Source organism: Paenibacillus sp. FSL M7-0134 (assembly GCF_038007865.1).
GTDB classification, from domain to species: Bacteria; Bacillota; Bacilli; order Paenibacillales; family Paenibacillaceae; genus Paenibacillus; species Paenibacillus polymyxa_B.
Genome location: NZ_JBBOXV010000001.1, coordinates 1,750,992 through 1,770,240, shown reverse-complemented (window position 1 = coordinate 1,770,240; position 19,249 = coordinate 1,750,992). Strand labels below are relative to the sequence as shown.

15 protein-coding genes are annotated in these 19,249 nt (G+C 45.5%); 9 read left to right on the top strand and 6 right to left on the bottom strand.

Annotated features, from left to right (window positions below; translation table 11 throughout):
• Positions 1–3: 3 nt before the first annotated feature.
• Both NSQ58_RS07885 and NSQ58_RS07880 read right to left on the bottom strand, forming a co-directional pair.
• On the bottom strand, positions 4–726 hold the full coding sequence (locus NSQ58_RS07885; RefSeq protein WP_028541495.1) for an ABC transporter permease: 723 nt from the start codon (positions 724–726) through the stop codon (positions 4–6).
• On the bottom strand, positions 723–1,838 hold the full coding sequence (locus NSQ58_RS07880; RefSeq protein WP_076295622.1) for an ABC transporter ATP-binding protein: 1,116 nt from the start codon (positions 1,836–1,838) through the stop codon (positions 723–725). The genes NSQ58_RS07885 and NSQ58_RS07880 overlap by 4 nt, the downstream gene beginning before the upstream one ends.
• 437 nt (positions 1,839–2,275) lie before the next feature.
• On the opposite strand from NSQ58_RS07880, the gene NSQ58_RS07875 reads away from it, so the two are divergent.
• From NSQ58_RS07875 to NSQ58_RS07860, 4 genes are all read left to right on the top strand, one after another.
• On the top strand, positions 2,276–3,961 hold the full coding sequence (locus NSQ58_RS07875) for an NTTRR-F1 domain (RefSeq protein WP_341057137.1): 1,686 nt from the start codon (positions 2,276–2,278) through the stop codon (positions 3,959–3,961).
• A gap of 193 nt (positions 3,962–4,154) precedes the next feature.
• Positions 4,155–5,246: a glycosyltransferase gene (locus NSQ58_RS07870; RefSeq protein WP_069080661.1), complete on the top strand. Its 1,092-nt coding sequence runs from the start codon at positions 4,155–4,157 to the stop codon at positions 5,244–5,246.
• A 58-nt stretch (positions 5,247–5,304) separates the two neighbouring features.
• Positions 5,305–6,399 (top strand): tetratricopeptide repeat-containing glycosyltransferase, encoded by a 1,095-nt coding sequence (locus NSQ58_RS07865; protein ID WP_341057136.1) that lies wholly within the window; start codon positions 5,305–5,307, stop codon positions 6,397–6,399.
• Positions 6,400–6,450: 51 nt separating this feature from the next.
• Positions 6,451–7,545: a glycosyltransferase family 4 protein gene (locus NSQ58_RS07860; RefSeq protein ID WP_341057135.1), complete on the top strand. Its 1,095-nt coding sequence runs from the start codon at positions 6,451–6,453 to the stop codon at positions 7,543–7,545.
• Between the two features lie 83 nt (positions 7,546–7,628).
• Here the strand turns inward: NSQ58_RS07860 and NSQ58_RS07855 are convergent, their stop codons facing one another.
• Positions 7,629–9,482, bottom strand: coding sequence for a beta-glucoside-specific PTS transporter subunit IIABC (locus NSQ58_RS07855; RefSeq protein WP_341057756.1), 1,854 nt, complete (start codon positions 9,480–9,482; stop codon positions 7,629–7,631).
• A gap of 277 nt (positions 9,483–9,759) precedes the next feature.
• Positions 9,760–11,040 (bottom strand): apiosidase-like domain-containing protein, encoded by a 1,281-nt coding sequence (locus tag NSQ58_RS07850; RefSeq protein WP_076264916.1) that lies wholly within the window; start codon positions 11,038–11,040, stop codon positions 9,760–9,762.
• Between the two features lie 245 nt (positions 11,041–11,285).
• Between NSQ58_RS07850 and NSQ58_RS07845 the strand changes: the two genes are divergently transcribed.
• Positions 11,286–12,314 carry a LacI family DNA-binding transcriptional regulator gene (locus NSQ58_RS07845; RefSeq protein WP_341057132.1) on the top strand — a complete coding sequence of 343 codons (1,029 nt, stop codon included), beginning with the start codon at positions 11,286–11,288 and terminating at the stop codon, positions 12,312–12,314.
• Between the two features lie 112 nt (positions 12,315–12,426).
• On the opposite strand, the gene NSQ58_RS07840 is transcribed toward NSQ58_RS07845, so the two are convergent.
• Together NSQ58_RS07840 and NSQ58_RS07835 are read right to left on the bottom strand one after the other, a co-directional pair.
• Positions 12,427–13,332 (bottom strand): NAD(P)/FAD-dependent oxidoreductase, encoded by a 906-nt coding sequence (locus NSQ58_RS07840; RefSeq protein ID WP_341057130.1) that lies wholly within the window; start codon positions 13,330–13,332, stop codon positions 12,427–12,429.
• Positions 13,333–13,445: 113 nt separating this feature from the next.
• Positions 13,446–13,844 (bottom strand): Rrf2 family transcriptional regulator, encoded by a 399-nt coding sequence (locus NSQ58_RS07835; protein WP_023990086.1) that lies wholly within the window; start codon positions 13,842–13,844, stop codon positions 13,446–13,448.
• A 158-nt stretch (positions 13,845–14,002) separates the two neighbouring features.
• Between NSQ58_RS07835 and NSQ58_RS07830 the strand changes: the two genes are divergently transcribed.
• The 4 genes from NSQ58_RS07830 to NSQ58_RS07815 all read left to right on the top strand — a co-directional run bounded on the left by NSQ58_RS07830 (position 14,003) and on the right by NSQ58_RS07815 (position 19,240).
• Positions 14,003–15,928 (top strand): BglG family transcription antiterminator, encoded by a 1,926-nt coding sequence (locus tag NSQ58_RS07830; protein ID WP_076159717.1) that lies wholly within the window; start codon positions 14,003–14,005, stop codon positions 15,926–15,928.
• 122 nt (positions 15,929–16,050) lie between these two features.
• Positions 16,051–16,419, top strand: a complete 369-nt coding sequence (locus tag NSQ58_RS07825; protein WP_049828407.1) for a PTS lactose/cellobiose transporter subunit IIA — start codon at positions 16,051–16,053, stop codon at positions 16,417–16,419.
• A gap of 18 nt (positions 16,420–16,437) precedes the next feature.
• Positions 16,438–17,733, top strand: a complete 1,296-nt coding sequence (locus tag NSQ58_RS07820) for a PTS sugar transporter subunit IIC (RefSeq protein WP_160789553.1) — start codon at positions 16,438–16,440, stop codon at positions 17,731–17,733.
• A 70-nt stretch (positions 17,734–17,803) separates the two neighbouring features.
• Positions 17,804–19,240: a glycoside hydrolase family 1 protein gene (locus NSQ58_RS07815; RefSeq protein ID WP_254348679.1), complete on the top strand. Its 1,437-nt coding sequence runs from the start codon at positions 17,804–17,806 to the stop codon at positions 19,238–19,240.
• Positions 19,241–19,249 lie beyond the last annotated feature (9 nt).

Sequence of the window (19,249 nt, the reverse complement as noted above, 5' to 3'; positions counted from 1 at the left end):
TCATTACCTCCACCGTTTCCGTTCAACCACTTGGATGCTGAATAGCAAAAAGAGCACCGCCACCGTCACGTAGTACATCACATCGGCTCCATTCAGCAATCCTTTGGTGAAACTGTCAAACCGTGCGGTTAGTGAAAAAGGTTCCAGCCATTGCTGTACCGCCGCAGATGCACCCGTCTGTCCACCAAACGAATCCAGCATCCAGAACACAAGTAAAATAATAAAACTGACGACCGCCGACATCATCTGATGCTGTGAAAGCGTCGAAGCGAATAAGCCGATCGCCATCATGGCTGCGCCAAGCATGAACAGACCGATCACAGATGTTAATACCAGCGTCCAATCCAGCTTCCCATAAAAGGACATCACGACCGGATACGCTAGACTGCACAGCACCAATATGAGCAACATGCCCAGCGACGCCAAAAATTTACCTACGATCATTTCCGTCACACTCACAGGTGAGGTAAGCAGCAGTTCATCCGTACCTTGCCTGAATTCCTCCGCAACCAGCCTCATCGTGAGCAATGGGACGACGAACACCAGCATGGACAAGGTGTCACCGAGTACCAGTCGATAGTCCAGAATGCTAGGCTGATACATAACAAAATTTGTGTAAAAAAGTAACCCCGTCAGCAGCATGTACACTGCAAGCGCAAAATACGTCGTTGGTGTCCACAGATAGGCTTGCAGCTCTTTTTGACAGACCGCGAACAAACGCCTCATGACCGATTACCTCCTGTATCCTTATCTTTTTCAGCCTTATCGTCGCTGGACGCAGCTTCTCCGTGCTCCACCGTGATGGCCGTAGGTGCTGCAGTATCCGAGGAATGTAGGTCTTGTACTGCTGGATCGCTGACCTGACCTTCTTCCGTCTCGCGGGTCGTTAACTGCTGGAAGATATTTTCCAAGCTAAGGTTTTCTTTTTTCATCTCCAAAATTGGAAGCTTCGCATCAGACAACACATAAAATAGTTCTTCGCGAAAATCCTCACCGGAGGCTCCTGTGAGTAGCAATCCGGTCATATCTGGCTCTGCGGCAGTCAGATTCGTGTTCGCTGAAGGCAGCGTGGTCGCCATAGATTCAACCTCTACTTTTCCCCAAGTACGCAGGACATCCAGCACCTGCTCACGCTTGCCTTTAACCTCCACCTTCACCTTGAATCCATCTTCCATCGAACCGCCGAGCGCGTCAGGACGCCCATCCATGACCAGTTTCCCTTCATGGATGATGAGAACACGATTGCACAAAGCATCCACCTCAGGCAATATATGCGTACTTAGCAATACCGTATGATTTTCGCCAATCTCCTGAATGAGCTGACGAATCTCCAAAATCTGATTGGGGTCCAAACCTGAGGTCGGTTCATCCAGTACCAATAAATCCGGGTTATGAATAATCGCACCTGCCAGTCCCAAGCGCTGTTTATACCCTTTGGACAAACTGCGGACTAATTGTTTTTCCCGCCCATTCAGTCCTAGCCTGGAAATCATCTCCGAAATACGCAGCTTCTGCTCTCTCGCAGGCACGTCCCGAATACTAGCTACAAACTTTAAATAGGATCTTACGGACATATCCTCATACAAAGGGGGAGTCTCCGGCAGATAACCGATTTTGGAACGGGCCTGTCTGCCCTTATCCTGAATCGGGATACCGTCAATCGTAATCACTCCCTCGTTGGGTTGAAGATACCCTGTAATCATGCGCATCGTCGTCGTTTTACCCGCACCATTCGGCCCCAGGAAACCAACAATTTCACCGCGCTGCATTTCAAAATCCAGCTTATGTACACCCCGGTTGCCCTCATACCACTTGCTCACCTGCTGCACTTTGAGCACATGTTCCACCCTTTCTTTTATCGTAATCTTCTCCCTGCTGCTCCCCTACTTCCCTCCCACCTAAAATGTTGCATGAGTAGCGGGTAGCAGCGAAGCAGAGGATTTGAAGCTGGAGAAGCGCCAGCGTTCGCCTTTGCTGTAGGATTCTTACCTTTATATGTCTTATCTAATCAAAGAAGAATCCTACAGCAACAGCGATCGGAAGCTCAAAGCCTTCGCGGAGCGGTCTCCCCGCACCTTATGCTACACTTTTAAATTCTAATGATAATCCCCCACATATAACTCCAGCTTAACGTCACTTAAATAGAAGCTTAAAATAATGTGTCTGAAATGTGAACACAAAAATACACATCTGCCCTCGGAAACTTGTACGGTTCGCTAGGATATGGATTCGCATCTACTATCATTACAACGTGTGAAGGGAGTGTATAAAAGCGATGAGTGTATTGTTTACCAATCTAGTTTCTAACGGCGACTTCGAGATCGGATCAACCCTTTTTTGGAGCTCTGTCAATGTGACTGTCACTAACTTATCTGTAAAAAAGACAAACTTTTATAGTGCGATCCTGGCAGGAGGCGCAGTAGATGCATCTCTTTCCCAGGTCGTTTTTGCTGCACCAGGCGAAAGCTATACATTAAGCCTTTCAGCTGCAAAAGTAGGAAGCCTGTCCAGTCCTCAAGTTAACATATTTCTGTATTACTATGACGCAGCCTTTAGCTTCCTTGGCACAGGGCTAACTACCTATTTGAGCTCAGGCACATTGCCAGACGCTGTGAACGGAACATGGCAAAGCCTATATGAAGTAACAGCTCCTGTTCCAGCCAACGCAGCCTATGCCTTTTTGGTTATTAGTAAAAATGCCTTGGCTAACACTGCTGATGTAGCCATTGATTCTATTGCTCTTGTTAAAGCAAGTGCAGCTGGAGCTGTAGGACCAGCCGGACCTGTCGGGCCCACGGGCGCTACGGGTGACACTGGTGTTACTGGACCTGTCGGACCTACTGGTGCCACGGGGGACACTGGTGTTACTGGACCTGTCGGACCTACTGGCGCTACGGGCGACACTGGTGTTACTGGACCTGTCGGACCTACTGGTGCCACGGGTGACACTGGTGTTACTGGACCTGTCGGACCTACTGGTGCCACGGGCGACACTGGTGTTACCGGACCTGTCGGACCTACTGGCGCTACGGGCGACACTGGTGTTACTGGACCTGTCGGACCTACTGGTGCCACGGGCGACACTGGTGTTACCGGACCTGTCGGACCTACTGGTGCCACGGGCGACACTGGTGTTACTGGACCTGTTGGGCCTACGGGCGCCACGGGTGACACTGGTGTTACTGGACCTGTCGGACCTACTGGTGCCACGGGTGACACAGGTGCTACCGGACCTGTCGGACCTACTGGTGCCACGGGTGACACAGGTGCTACCGGACCTATCGGGCCTACTGGCGATACCGGGCCTACGGGGCCGACTGGACCGACTGGACCATTCGGCCTTGGATTTACCGGACCTGTCGGGCCTACGGGAGCCACGGGCGACACTGGTGTTACCGGACCTGCTGGACCAATCGGACCGATCGGGCCTATTGGCGACACAGGCGCTACTGGACCTGTCGGACCTACGGGCGACACGGGACCTACAGGGCCGACTGGACCTACCGGACCATTCGGCCTTGGATTTACCGGACCTGTCGGGCCTACTGGCGCCACAGGCGACACTGGTGCTACTGGCCCTGTCGGACCTACAGGAGCCACGGGTGATACAGGTGCTACCGGACCTGCTGGACCTACTGGTGCCACGGGCGACATTGGCGTTACCGGATCTATCGGGCCTACTGGCGCTACAGGCGACACTGGTGTTACTGGACCTATCGGACCTACTGGCGCCACGGGGGACACTGGCGTTACCGGATCTATCGGGCCTACTGGCGCTACAGGCGACACTGGCGTTACCGGACCTGTCGGGCCTACTGGCGCCACGGGGGACACTGGTGTTACTGGACCTACAGGGCCGACTGGACCGATTGGACCAACAGGAGACACAGGCCCAGAAGGACCGATTGGACCTACCGGACCTACAGGGCCGACTGGACCTACGGGGCCTACCGGACTCTAACCTCCTTTTTCTGTCACATCATTTTTAAGCGATGTACCATACCTTATCGACAAAGCCGCACAGCATGTTAAGGCTTTGTCATCCATGCCCTGCCGCAGTTGCGGCAGGGCTTCTATAACTCAGGCCTCTTTTAAAAATCCAACTTTATGTTTGACCTGAATCCTTAGATGGTTCCCAAAGGAGTGATGCTCAATTGATCAGTATCAGCCTGTGCATGATCGTCAAAAATGATCAACATACCATTGGCCGTTGCCTGGAATCGGTCCATCCTATTGTGGATGAGATCAATATCGTGGACACAGGTTCACAGGATCGGACCATTGACATATGTCGCAACTTTACAGATCGAATTTTTCCATTTGAATGGGTAGATCATTTTGCCCTTGCACGTAACTATTCGTTTGAGCAAGCTACGCAGGAGTACATTCTCTGGCTTGATGCCGATGATATTTTGAAGGAGCAGGATGCCGTTAAGCTGCTTGAGCTAAAGCAAACCCTTGATTCCTCAGCTGTACCAACCGTCGATTCCGTGTCTATGAATTATCATTATGCCTTTGATGATCACGGCAATGTCACCCTACATTTTCGCCGAAACCGCTTGATCAGAAGGTCAGCCGGGTTCCGTTGGCATGGAGCCGTGCATGAGTACCTCGCCGTTGACGGGAATATTCAACATGCCGATATCGCCATAACTCACACTAGAACACACACGGCCTCTCCAGGGCGAAACCTGCGAATTTATGAGAAGTTGCTCGCCCAAGGTCATGCCTTCTCTCCTCGTGACCTCTACTATTACGCTAACGAGTTAAGAGATAATGAAAGATATGAGCAGGCCGTGCAGGCTTACCGGAATTTTCTGGATACCGGACAATGCTGGGTAGAGGATGCGATTAGTGCATGTAGCAAAATGGCCGACTGCCTGCAACAACTGGGCAAGCTGGAGCAAAGTATTACCGCGGCTCTCCATAGTTTGACCTTCGATACACCCAGGGCAGATCTATGCTGTCGGATAGGTCATTATTTTTTGCATAAAAATGAGATTACCAAAGCTATTTATTGGTACGACATGGCTACCACTCTCAATCCTCCCGACACGATGGGCCCAGTACAGGACGCGTACCAAACGTGGTTTCCTCATATCCAGCTATGCATTTGCCATTTTCGGCTGAAGGATTACACACGTGCGAATTGGCACAACGAGCAAGCTGCCACGTATATTCCCAACGACCCGCATGTCCTGCATAATCGACAATTTTTCAGCTCAATCCTGAATCCTCCCCAATAGAGATGTCCCCCATACTCAACCCTCAATCTTTAAGTAAGTCAAAGGAGGAGCAAGCGGAATGCAACAATCGAATCGGTACAAGATAGCTGTCTATGCCATTAGCAAAAATGAAGCCCGATTCGCCAAACGATGGATGCACACCATGCGTGAAGCCGATGTTGTCATTGTAGCGGACACCGGCTCTACAGACGATACCGTTTCTCTGCTACGCGAAGCGGGTGCAGAGGTGCATCGTATCCAGGTAACTCCTTGGCGTTTTGACAAGGCTCGCAATGAGTCCCTACGGCTGGTCCCTGACGATATAGATATTTGTGTCTGTACGGATCTGGACGAAGTCTGGGAGGAAGGTTGGCGGTCGCGGCTGGAACGCAACTGGAGGGAAGGAACTACCCGGATGCTATATGCCTTTACACATGGACAGCCTGGGCAAGATACCGTTTATACATGGTTCTGGAAAGAAAAAATACACACTCGTCACGGTTACCGCTGGGTACGCCCGGTTCACGAGGTGCTTGAATATATCGGGAAGGGTGAAGAACGCAGCATCCGATCCGACCAGCTACGCTTGTATCATGATCCCGATCCGAACAAGTCCCGCAGCCAATACCTTCCACTGCTGGAGCAGTCTGTGCGCGAGTTTCCTGAGGATGACCGCAACATGCATTACTTGGGGCGGGAATATATGTATCATGGCCGTTGGGACGAGTGCATTGCTACACTGCAACAACATCTTGCCATGCCGCAGGCACGCTGGGCAGATGAACGCAGCGCTTCGATGCGCTTTATTTCTAGAGCCTATAAGGCAAGTGAACAATGGCAGGAGGCAACGCGTTGGTTATACCGGGCTATTGCGGAAGCGCCGTATTTACGTGAACCTTACACGGAAATGGCTCAGCTTGCCTATCATACACGGAACTGGCCCGCCGTCTATCATATGGTCGAAGAAGCGCTGCGTATTTCAACACGACCGGATACGTACATGCAAGAGGATTTTTGCTGGGACGCCACACTGTATGATCTTGGTGCCCTCGCTTGCTACGAGTTAGGCCTTTTACACAAAGCTTGTGAATTTGCGAGAGAAGCAACAGAGCGCTCCCCGGAAGACCCTCGCCTTAGCCATAATTATGCGCTGATTCAATCCAGGCTTCCATAGAAACCCACACCCCGTCCTGTGGGTTGAATAACTTGGTATAGGAGCTTGCGTTTGGCAAAGGAGGTTATTGAGATCAAAGTTCTATTTACTTTTTATATACCCAGCGGCGGTGTGGAAACCTTGAACCGCCAACGCTGTAAAGTGCTCATGCAGGACGGGATTGAGTGTCACCTTCTCTATTATCAGCAGGGGACCGGGATGCAAAACCTACACGGCGATATTCCAGTGTTCATGACCTCTTCTGAAGAAGAAATTCGAAAACTGGTGGAGGCTCATCGCTATGATGCAATTATCGTCTCTTCGGACTATCCCATGCTCCCCAGACTGCGAATGTTGGGCTATCAGGGGGTATTAATCTATGAATCGCAAGGCTTTGGCCCACACGAGGAAGCGGCATGGGTAGTGGCGGATGCGGCTCCGTATCTTCAAAAGTACGCCGATGCGGTGCTCCTGCCAGATACGACTCATTTAGTGAATTTATTCTCCAGCATGTGTCCATGGCTTAATCGCTACGTGTTTCCAAACGTACTGGATACCAGCGTATTTAATTATGTTTCTAACACTCCTCCAAACAATCCGATTATTGCCTGGGTTGGGCGATTGGAGCCCAACAAGAACTGGAGGCATTTTGTCGACATTTCTTACTGGATGCTGCAAAACCGTGCGGATCTTCGAATCTGGATGTTTTATGATGACACCTTGTCTCAGCCGGAGGATAAAATACAATTCGAGAACATGCTTGCTCAGCTTGGCATGTCCTCCATTATCGAGCGCTTTAAAAGCGTGCCTCATGCCCAAATGCCCCTGTATTACTCCATGATTGGCGACTCAGGCGGCTACCTGCTATCGACCTCGCTGGTGGAGGGCTTCGGCTATGCGGTTGCTGAGGCGATGGCCTGTCGTTGCCCGGTATTAAGCTCTGATTCAGACGGAGTACGAGCATTCATTGACCATAACGAAACCGGTAAATTTTATCAGCAGGGAGACATCTTGCAGGCGATACTGCAAGGACTAGACCTGATGAACAACGTACCTCAACGCGAATCTATCCGCAGAAAAGGGCTGGAGCGAATCGTTAACCTGTTGGCACCAGACAAATATGTGCGCTCCTTCCGGCAGATGATGAACACGCTGGGTGTGAGGTAACTAAAAAAACAGCTGACGACAACCCTTTTTATATACGGGCCATCGTCAGCTTTAACTTGCCTTTTATTCTTGAATATTGGAATCTATCTAATCTTTAGTAAGCGGTCTCCTGCATGAATATCCTTGGAATCTTCAACTAAGATATCCGTGTACACAGCTGTATTGATTACAATGACGGATGTGGTAATATCATATCCTTCATCCTCTATAGCTTTGGGATCGAATTCAACCAGCTTGTCCCCTTTTTGAATCGTATCCCCTTCAGACACAAAGGAAGTGAAATGTTTTCCTTTCAAGCTGACCGTATTAATTCCAATGTGAATGAGCAGTTCAACTCCATCCTCAGAAATAAGCCCGATGGCATGCTTTGTTTTGAAAACGGTAACAACAGTTCCGTTAAACGGCGCATAGGCTACTCCTTCTTTCGGAATAATTGCGGCCCCCTGGCCCATCGCACCACTGGAAAAAGCTTCATCTTTTACTTCGGTTAAACGAATTAATTCACCGTGTAGAGGACTGAATACCGTCTTTTCTTCCTCTTTGTTTTCATCTGCAACCTTAATTTCAGACGCAGGTTTTGCATTTTTATAACCGAAAAGATAGGTCAGAATAAATGCGACTACAAAAGCTACAACCAAAGATATGATAAAGCCGATGAAGCCTGCATCCATGCCTTTTGGATTAATGAATAGAGGGATACCAAAAATGCCGCCCGAAGCAAATCCATATGCCGTTGAGCCGAGTAAGCCTGCTGCAGCTCCTCCTATACCTCCAGCGATCGAGGCTAAAATAAACGGTTTCTTGGCGGGTAGCGTAACCCCGTAAATAGCTGGTTCAGTAACCCCCATCAAACCCGCAATTGTGGCAGAAGTGGCAATGGGTTTTAATTTAGGGTCCCGTGATTTCAAAGCGATGGCAAATGCCGCACCTGTTTGCGCAAAAGTCGTACAGAAAAGCATACCGTTAATCGGATCAAAACCATTCGTAACTACATTATTCAGGAGAATTGGAATGAATGCCCAATGCAGACCGAAGATAATGATGCCCTGCCAGAACCCGGCCAGAACGAGGCCAGCTACAGCCGGACTTAACTGATAAATCCACATAGAGCCTTTGGCTAACCCATCGCTGATTATAGTTGCTATCGGACCGACAACCAGAAAAACAAGCGGTGATATGATGACCAAAGTCAGAAAAGGCACTATGAACATTTTAATGGAGGCAGGTGCATACTTACTTATCATTTTTTCGACCTTAGCTGCCAAGAACGCTCCAATAATGATCGGTATAACAGAAGAAGTATAATTAATCAGAACGACAGGTATGGTCAAAAAGGACAGCGCCGTTTTATCCGTAAAGGCGGAAGTAATGGTCGGGTACACCATCGCTGCTCCCAAAACGGCAGACAGATACGGGTTTCCTCCAAATTTTTTACCTGCTGAAAACCCTAGAATCACCGGAAAGAAATAAAACATAGCATCTGCTGTCGCATATAAAATTTTATACGTGCCCATCTGATCAGTCATCCAGCCCAGGGATGTGCATAAAGCCAATAGTCCTTTTAGAATCCCCACAGCAGCGAGCACACCCACAACGGGCATGAACACACCTGAAATTACATCGACAAAGCGGCTAAATAGGCTCGCTTTTTCATTTTTTTGATCGTCTTCAACTATTTGATCTCCATGCTTTACTCCCATTGTATCCAAAAGAGCTTCGTATACTTTGGGAACCTCATTTCCGATGACCACCTGAAATTGGCCACCACTTTCCACAACGGTAATGACACCGTCAATCTGCTTGATCTTTTCTTTATCTGGCAATAGATTATCCTTCAGTTTAAATCTCAATCGAGTGACACAGTGAATGACACTGTTCACATTTTCATTTCCGCCCACGGCACTTAATACTTCTTTGGCTGTTTTTTTATGATCCATCATGTTCACTCCTTCTTGGATGCGCTTTCTATTTTTCTATCCGTAGTAGCTGGATGTGCTATAACTGCGACAATTACGGCACTGATCCCAATTCAGTAGGTATATGGAATTGAGCTGCTTTTTGAAAAAGTAAATCTTAATTTCGATCACAAAATCCTTTGATTTCTGCATCCGAGATAAACTGCCATGCTTTTACATGTTTTTCCGACCAATATCCCGATCCAATAACGCCGATTTTCCACATGTTGCTTCACTCCATCCACATTCTTCTCTGTTTTTATTTCGTTCCGATGATGACAACATCACTTTCAAAGCTGTGCATGTCTAGCACCGATTGATCCTTTTGGACGGACACGTCGGTTTGGGCAAACCGCTTCCCGGCTAAATCAATCGTTGTAAACTTGTAATCCTGCACGTTGGTACTTAGTCGCACCTTCGTGTTAACCGGGACATACAAGATAAGGGTATTCTCGTTCCCCGCAGCTCTAATTTCCTCTGTCTTGTTTAAAACAATATCTAGCGGCTTTATGCCGATAAGGTTATACATTTCAAACAAATATTTAATAAAGGAATAATCCCACGCACCTTCAAATCGCAATGCGGTTCTCCAATCGTAGGGACTATCGAATCCTTCCCCTTCTACAATGCCGAATTTCTTTCCTTTCTTGTGCCAGCTCCAAATGCCATGCGCCCCGTAGGTAATTCCCGCTCCCCCGCCTGCAAGGAGACTTTGCCATGCTGCTTTTCTGGCATCCAGTGCAGTGTATCTGCCATACACATTGCGGCTGTAACTAATTTGTTCATAACATGGCTCCCCATTAATGACAGGCCGTATATCTGATTTATGATAGAAATGTTGAGCAATCTCATGGGCTACATGTTGAAACTGGGAGTTATGTCCTGATTGATACATATAGAATCCAAGTCCCTTGTGTTTCTCAAAGGCTGGAGGAATTTCTCTCAATCTCCCTTGAATATGCAGCGTAGTTAAGCTTGCAGGGCTTAATTGTTGTACAATGTCCAGTGCTTTTAAATAATAGGAATTGGCGCGTTCAGTCGGAAAATCACTATCCCCGCTAACCAGAAAAATAGGATCAAATGGAGAAAAACGGTTTACGACGTACGTTACATAAGGTTCAACGCATTCAAATGGCATTTTGTTACCCTTTTGGAACATTTCGGCCCATGTATCCGGTACATAGTTACACCACAACAGAACCAGTGCCGGAACAAATCCACGCTCTACAGCCATTTTCAACATGATTTCTGCCCGGTCAAAATAAGCTTCGTTTAATGTATGGTAGTCGAAATCCCCATTTTCCAGTAATGCAAACGGCTGTAGATTCAGATCCGATTCACTTGCGTCCCATTGTCGGAGCATGTTGATTTGCAACACATTGAAACCTTGCATCTTCCGATAGTCAAGATAATCGCTCCACTCCTCTATCGTCGCGTTGGTAAATACACTCCAAACCGTATCTGCCAAATAAAAAAAAGGTTTGTCCTCTTTTGTAAAACTTCTTTGATTTTCAGCAATGTTTAAACTCAAATGAATCACCTTTCCTTTTTTGCAACATTCACAAATCTTCCTAAACAAAAAACTAAAATAAATAACTAAATTTATATGTTTTTTCGCAAATAAACTAAATTAAAGCGCTTTACACTTGCATATTAACACTATAAATAATAAAAGGTCAACATTTTTTTCTTTTCATTTATTTAGTTTAGTTTAGTTTATAATCTAAACTTTCTTGTAGAGTAATGATATAATTTATGTAGTTTAGTTCAATAGGGGGTTCCACATTGAAAATTGATGATATTGCAAGGCTTGCAGGTGTTTCGAAATCTGCTGTCTCTCTTGCTTTTAATAACAAACCCGGAGTCAGTGAAGAAACCAAGGAGCAAATTCTAAAAATAGCCCAAGAGCATGGATATAAACCACGCACCATGAAGACAAGTAAGGAAGTCATTAAAAATCATCATGTGATACGCTTTGTGGCCTGTAAAAATACAGACATTGTAACAGAGCATTATGATTCACTTCCATTTTTCAATGAATTAATTCATCATATTACCAATCAGGTGAGAGAACATGGAAACACCTTGATTTTTTCGTCTTTTGATAGCCATAGCCTCGAAGAAGAATTATCTGCTTTGGAAAAAGATCAGCCTTCTTCAGGCATACTTCTGCTTGGCACCAATTTAACTTCCGAGATTATTCATTCTATACAATCCATTCATTCCAATATCGTGATTTTAGATACCTACTTTGAACACGTCGACGCCAGTTTCGTATCTATTAACAACTATCTTGGTGGGTATCAGGCAGGCCAATATTTAATTCAGTCAGGACACAGAAAGATAGGATACGTACAATCCAGTACCAGAATTCTTAACTTTAAAAAACGAAAGGAAGGGTTTATGGCAGCTTTAGAGGAGCACAATCTTTCCATAGAAAATGGGCTTATATTTGATATGCATCCCATGCTTGTAATGTCACAGGACGCATTTAAAACAGCTATTCATGAATTGAATGAGCTACCTTCGGCCCTATTTTGCGAAAATGATTATATGGCGATCAGTGCAATTAAAACGTTTCAGGAAATGAACATTCGAGTGCCTGAACAAATTTCCGTCATGGGATTTGATAATATTCATGAGGCCAAGGTCATTAGCCCGGAACTCACAACCATTCATGTGAAAAAGGATATTTTGGCCCGAACTGCTGTAAATTTGCTTATGGAGAGGCATAACAATCATCAGGGGCATCATACTCAGGTTCTTGTGAATACAGAGGTTATTGAAAGAAGATCTTGTTTAGCCACAGAATGACCTATAATCATTGGCTTATTATTGCTTGTTCTCTCTATGATTTTAGAATAAAGCCGCCGTGTTGGCGGCCTTTTCTATCATCGGATTCCATATTAGACATTCCAATTTCTCGTCATTCGCTGAAATCTTCCTCTGTCAAATCCATATTTACGCTCGCAGCGGTTCGACTGCCGTCGGCCGCGGCAAAAATCAACTGAGAAGGCATGAAGTACGATGAATCCCCGGCAGCATATACACCGGGTATGGAGGTTCTCCCCGCTTCATCCGTCTTGATCCCGCCCGACTCCGTTCTTTCACAGCCCAAACGTTCTCCAAACGGTGCACTTTGTACAAACTGGGGAGTCACGAAGCCGCCGACCCTCGGGACTTGAGTGCCATCCGTAAATCGCACATGCTCCAGCTTTCCATTGTGACCGATGAACGCCGCAACAGGTTGCTCCATTACCACAATTCCCTTGGATTGAAGCCGTTCTTTTTGCTCATCCGACAGGGATGCATGACCGTTCGTACATACGATCAAATCCTTACTCCAGTTAAGGAGTAGTTTGGCTGTATGAAATATAGCCGCCGATTCAGAGACAAGGACAAGCGGTTGATCCCGCAACTCCCAGCCGTCGCAATAAGGGCAATTAAACAGACTTTTCCCGTATAACGGATAAAAACCTTCGATCTCGGGGAATATCTCCTTTACGCCCGTCGCTAATATCAATTTTCGCGCTTGAACGCGAAGGCCTGACGAATCAAGCACCTCAAATCCGGATTCGTTTTTCGTAATCGAAACAACCTCGGTTTGCAGATGATGGACAGACGGATAACGCAGCACTTCCTCATAAGCTACACGGCGGAACTCGGCTGGCGTTACGCCGTCTCTCGTAATAAAACCATGCGACGCATGCGTAACCGCATTTCTGGGCCGATTATTATCAATCAAAGCCACATTTCTTCTTGCCCTGCCCAGCACGAGGGCTGCATTCAATCCGGCGGGCCCTCCACCAATAATAGCGCAATCGTACAGCATAACACCCAACTCCTTTTCGAAGATATTAAAGACTCTTTATATCTGTAATAAAACCAAAAAAAACGCTTTACATAACTGGCAACCACCCTCTTTCTATATAAAGTCGCTTACTTTTAAACTTGCGTTTGCTTTTGCGCCAAATCGACCAATTTCGTATTTTTAAGATGTCGTTCCATTTTCTCCTCTGCTTCCCTCATTACAGTTTGAATCAGGCACTCAGATCCGTGGACAAAATCACATTCAAACAAAGAATTCGTACCTTCAATGGCATGGATAATATCCAAAAAAGTAAGATCATCTTTATGACGGGATAGGCGATAGCCTCCATTGGCTCCAGAAACGGATTCGATCATTCCAGCCTTCACAAGCCTCGTCAAAATTTTTGAAAGATAAGTTGGTGAAACATTTTGGGATTCGGCCAATTGCTGAACACCTACCGGCTTAACCGACGAATCAGCAACGAGCATGAGCATGGTGTGCAGTGCATAATTTGTAGCTTTTGTAAATTTCATAACTACACCTCAATCAAAGACTTATTGTGTCTACTATATCTCTGAATCTGCTGGTGTGTCAAGGTCATCTAGGATTTACGCTGTTGTCAACCCTTCTTTTGGTTACGCTCTAACCGTTGTATACTGTTCATCAGAACAGCTAAGAAAGGGGGCTCGTTGTGCGTATTTTTGATATTCTTCGTATATTGGTTGCTGAACAGATGGTCAATGGAGAACACTTGGCAAATGCATTGAAGGTATCTTCTCGAACGATACGAACGGATTTAAAGGAATTGGGTGCGCTGTTGTCAAAGCATGGAGCAGCAGTTAAACCCCTTAAAGGAACGGGCTACAAGTTAGAGGTTCGGGACGAACAAGCATTTCATCATCTGCTGAAGCAATTAAAGGATTATGAAAATAATGTACCCTATCCATTAGCGAATTCTTCTGAAGCCAGAAATCGTTTTTTAATGAAAAAGCTGTTGCTTACCAATGCATATGTCAAACTTGATGATTTAGCCGAGATCCTGTATGTTAGTCGATCTACTTTACAGAATGACCTCAAAGAACTACGCAAGTTATTGGCAACTTACGGACTTTCCCTGGAGAATAGACCCTATCATGGTATTCGAGTCAAAGGTAATGAGGCCAGGCTGCGTTATTGCATTTCCGACTATATATTTAATAGGATAGATGAGATAGGCGACCAGCAGATGTCCCCCCCTCCTCTGATCTCTAACGAAGAGATGGGATTCATAAGAGAAGTGATTCTGGATCGTATTGAGATCAATGATATTCAGCTGTCGGACATTGCCCTGAACAATCTGGTCATTCATATTGCTATAGCATGTAAGCGTATTCGCGAAGAAAGGTATGTTTCGTATTATCCTCAAGAGATGAAAAAAATCGAAGCGCAAAAAGAGTTTAGGGTGGCGACTGAGATCGTATCCGCCTTGGAACAAAACATGAAGTACTCCTTTCCACTTGTTGAAGTTGCGTACATTGCTGTTCACCTGTTGGGTATAAGGACCGTCGTTAGTGCCCATATGGATGAAGTGGAGATTAAAAAGATCATTGATAAAGATATCTACGAACTGACTATTGAAATACTGGACCAAATTGATCAGCAGTTGAAAATGAACATTCAAAACGATCAAGAATTGCTGATTGCTTTTTGCCTTCACCTCAAACCAGTGATTAACCGCTATCAATACGGAATGAATTTGCGTAATCCTATGCTGGATGAAATCAAAGCCAATTACCCGCTTGCCTTTGAAGCAGGTATCATTGCTGCGGAAGTCATCAAGCAGCGGCTTCATATACACATCGAGGAAAATGAAATTGGGTATTTAGCCATTCATATCGGAGTCGCGATGGAAAGAAAGAAAATGGAGGACGCGCCCAAAAGATGTATGATCGTATGTGCTTCTGGACTCGGTAGCGCTAAGCTGCTGTATTACAAGCTTCAATCGGTCTTCGGTTCCAGGTTGGATATCGTGGGAACCACTGAATTTTATAAGCTGAAACAAATGCCGTTGGATACACTGGACTTTGTTATTAGCACGATCCCCATTTCAGAACCGCTTTCTATCCCCATGATCCATGTGAATACATTTTTAGGCGGTTCCGATATTACTAAAATTGAGCAAGCCATTTCTGAGACCAGACTTCCTGCTGTGCAGTATGTACGAAAAAAATTGGTCTTTCTTCAGCAGAAGTTTGAGAACAAACTCCAAGTGCTTGAATTTATAGCCGAAAAAATACACGAAGCAGATCTTGTAAAAGGCCCCCTGCTGCAATCTGTAATAGAGCGTGAAGCCGTTTCCCCCACTTCATTTGGCAACTTTGTCGCGATCCCGCATCCGATGGAACCTTTCGCAGATTCTACGTTTTGGGCCATCTGTACATTACAAAAAGCTATCGACTGGGACGGCAAGCCGGTACAATTTATTTGTATGCTCTGCATACAGCGTACTAAATCAGAAGATTTACAGACTATGTATCATATTTTGCTTGATATTTTAAATAATGAACAGCTCGTCCAGCAGCTTATTCGCTGCAAATCGTATACAGAATTCATAGAAGTGTTGCATAAAAATTGTTGAACATGAGGAGTATGAAGAACGATTTATTTCCGTTAAGAAGAGGAAATAATGTGCGTTATGTTGAAAGCGATTCCAAATTATAATAGCTATACGAAGGGAAGATTGAAAGGAGAGAAGATCACGTGAATAATGATGAATCTACAGAGCACGACGTGAACATGGAGGACATGGATGATACAGAGATTGTATTCCAAATTATATTATACGCAGGGAATGCACGCAGCTCGGCCATGGAGGCGATTGAGCTTGCAAAGGCGGGGAAATTCCGTGAAGCCAAAGAAGAATTAGCCTCAGCAAAAAAAGAACTGGTGTCCTCCCACAAAATTCAAACCAGAATCATCCGTAAGGAAGCAGCGGGTGAAAAAACAGAGATGTCCGTCATGATGGTGCATGCTCAAGATCATTTGATGAATGCCATCACCATACGTGATATGGCCTCAGAGTTTGTAGACCTGTATGAACGCATTGATCAATTCGTACCGAAATCGTAGAGGGAGGGACGCTATCCCATGGCATTCAAAGACAAACTGGTCGATGGCCTCACATCGGTAGCAAATGCAATCAATAATTTTAAATATATTATAGCGATCAAATCAGCTTTTATCACATTGATGCCTGTTATTATTGTCGGTGCCTTTGCTGTATTGATTTCTAATATGGTCATGGACCCGGTCAATGGCCTTGCGCATTTTAAGCCGTTCTCATTCCTGGCTGAGTACAAACCGATTTTCTCGGGCATTAACTATGCCAGCTTGAATATCCTTACCATTCTGGCTATTTTCATGATTGGTCTGGAGCTAGGAAAAATTAACGGTGAGAAAAATCTCTTCCCCGGTTTGCTTGCTTTAATCTGTTTTATCTCTGTGACACCAACCACGATAGAGTTGATGGTTAACGGTGACATGCAAAAAGTAACAGACGTCATAGCCCGTCAATTTACGGATACCAAGAGCTTGTTTTTAGGTATTTTCATAAGCATCCTATCCGTTGAGCTATACAGCAAACTGGGCAAGTCCGATAAACTAAAAATTAAAATGCCTGAAAGTGTTCCCAGCAATGTGGCCGTTTCTTTCTCGGCACTCATTCCTACCATTATTACGGTGACTGTCTTCTCAATGTTTGGATTCTTTTTTCATAAGTTTACGGGACTCTATCTGTACGATGCCGTCTATAATGTGGTGCAAAAACCTCTGGAGACCGTAGTACAGGGACTACCAGGTATACTGGTGCTGATGCTGGTTGCGCAAATCTTCTGGGTGATCGGTATTCACGGGAACCAAATGGTAAAGCCCATTCGTGAACCCCTACTGCTTGGCGCGATTACCGTCAACATGACTGCTTATGAGCAAGGACTGCCCATTCCGAACATTATTACGATGCCTTTCTGGGACGTATACATGAGTATCGGTGGTTCAGGAATTACGCTGGCCCTCTTGATTTGTATTATGATCGCTTCCAAGCGTGAAGATATGAAGGAAATAACAAAGCTTTCATTGGGTCCAGGTCTGTTTAATATTAATGAGCCTGTCATTTTTGGACTTCCGATTATGTTGAATCCATTGATGGCTATCCCTTTCATTATTACTCCGCTCATCACAGGAACGATTGGTTACTTCTCGACGTTGCTTGGATTTGCAGGTAAAGCCGTCGTCATGGTTCCATGGACTACTCCGCCTATTATTAATGCCTACCTGTCTACAGGTGGAAGCATTGGCGCCGTCGTAACTCAGATCATTTGTATTGTGGTAGCCATTATCATTTATTTCCCATTCGTCAAAATTGCCAACAAGCGAACGGCTGAATAATGCGTTACTATAGAAATACATCAATTAATTGAAAACGCATTCTTTATTCAATGAAAAGGAGAAACATGTCATGGCTAAACATACGATACAAATTCCGTCGAATTTCATCATGGGTGCAGCGGCTTCCGCTTGGCAGACAGAGGGCTGGAGCGGTAAAAAAGAAGGTCAGGACTCATACCTAGACCAATGGTACAAATATGACCGCTATGTCTGGCACAATGGATATGGACCCGCGGTTGCAACCGACTTTTATAATCGCTATGCCGAAGATATTGCGCTGATGAAACAGATTGGTTTAACCCATTATCGGACTTCTATTAATTGGTCCCGCTTCTTAACGGATTATGAGAACATAGTGGTGGATGAAACATATGCGGATTATATGGGCCGGGTCATTGATGAGCTGATTGCGAGCGGAGTCGAGCCGATGATTTGTCTGGAACACTATGAGGTACCCGCCTACTTGCTGAACAAATATGAGGGTTGGTCTTCCAAGCATGTGGTGGAGCTGTTTGTAAAATATGCGGAAAAAGTGTTTGAACGGTACGGCGATCGGGTCAAGCACTGGTTTACGTTTAATGAGCCCATTGTTGTACAGACTCGTGTCTATCTAGATGCCCTTCGCTATCCCTATGAACAAAATACGCGGAAGTGGATGCAATGGAACTATAATAAAACGCTGGCTACCGCGAAATGCGTACAGCTTTTCAAAGCAAAAAACTATAGTCAGCACGGGGCTAAAATAGGCGTTATTCTGAATCCCGAAGTCACTTATGCCCGATCAAGCGCCCCTCATGACCAGTATGCGGCACATGTGTATGATTTATTTTACAATCGAGTATTTCTGGACCCGCTTATTAAAGGCGAATACCCGCAAGAATTGTTCGATCTCATGGGCAAGCATGATATTACATTTGAAGCTACAGCGGAAGAACTGGCAGTCATTAAGGAAAATACCGTTGACTACGTCGGGATCAATCTCTATTATCCCCATCGGGTAAAAGCACAGAGTAAAGCGTGGAACGAAAACACCCCCTTTCACCCCTCTTACTACTATGAGCATTTTGATCTTCCGGGTAAAAGAATGAACAAGTCACGGGGCTGGGAGATTTATCCGAAAATCATTTACGATATGGGAATGCGTATCAAGAACGAATATCACAATATCGAGTGGTTTGTCGCGGAAAATGGTATGGGCATTGAGAATGAAGCTGCTTTCAAAAATGAGGAACACATTATTCAGGACGACTATCGTATTGACTTTATAACTGAGCATTTATACTACACATTACAAGCTGTAGAAGCGGGCTCCAACTGTACAGGTTATATGCTGTGGGCCTTTACAGACAACGTTTCTCCCATGAATGCTTTTAAAAATCGCTATGGACTGGTGGAAATTAACCTTGACAATGATCGAAGTCGGCATTTGAAGAAATCCGGCTACTGGTATCAAGCCGCGATCAAGGAACGCTCATTTATTGCTGATCTGGATGAAGAGTATAAATAGTTAAAAATG

Excerpts from the sequence above, each read along its gene's own strand:
- NSQ58_RS07885 (WP_028541495.1), bottom strand. The coding sequence starts at position 726 with ATGAGGCGTTTGTTCGCGGTCTGTCAAAAAGAGCTGCAAGCCTATCTG.
- NSQ58_RS07875 (WP_341057137.1), top strand. The coding sequence starts at position 2,276 with ATGAGTGTATTGTTTACCAATCTAGTTTCTAACGGCGACTTCGAGATC.
- NSQ58_RS07865 (WP_341057136.1), top strand. The coding sequence starts at position 5,305 with ATGCAACAATCGAATCGGTACAAGATAGCTGTCTATGCCATTAGCAAA.
- NSQ58_RS07855 (WP_341057756.1), bottom strand. The coding sequence starts at position 9,482 with ATGGATCATAAAAAAACAGCCAAAGAAGTATTAAGTGCCGTGGGCGGA.
- NSQ58_RS07840 (WP_341057130.1), bottom strand. The coding sequence starts at position 13,332 with ATGCTGTACGATTGCGCTATTATTGGTGGAGGGCCCGCCGGATTGAAT.
- NSQ58_RS07835 (WP_023990086.1), bottom strand. The coding sequence starts at position 13,844 with ATGAAATTTACAAAAGCTACAAATTATGCACTGCACACCATGCTCATG.
- NSQ58_RS07820 (WP_160789553.1), top strand. The coding sequence starts at position 16,438 with ATGGCATTCAAAGACAAACTGGTCGATGGCCTCACATCGGTAGCAAAT.
- NSQ58_RS07815 (WP_254348679.1), top strand. The coding sequence starts at position 17,804 with ATGGCTAAACATACGATACAAATTCCGTCGAATTTCATCATGGGTGCA.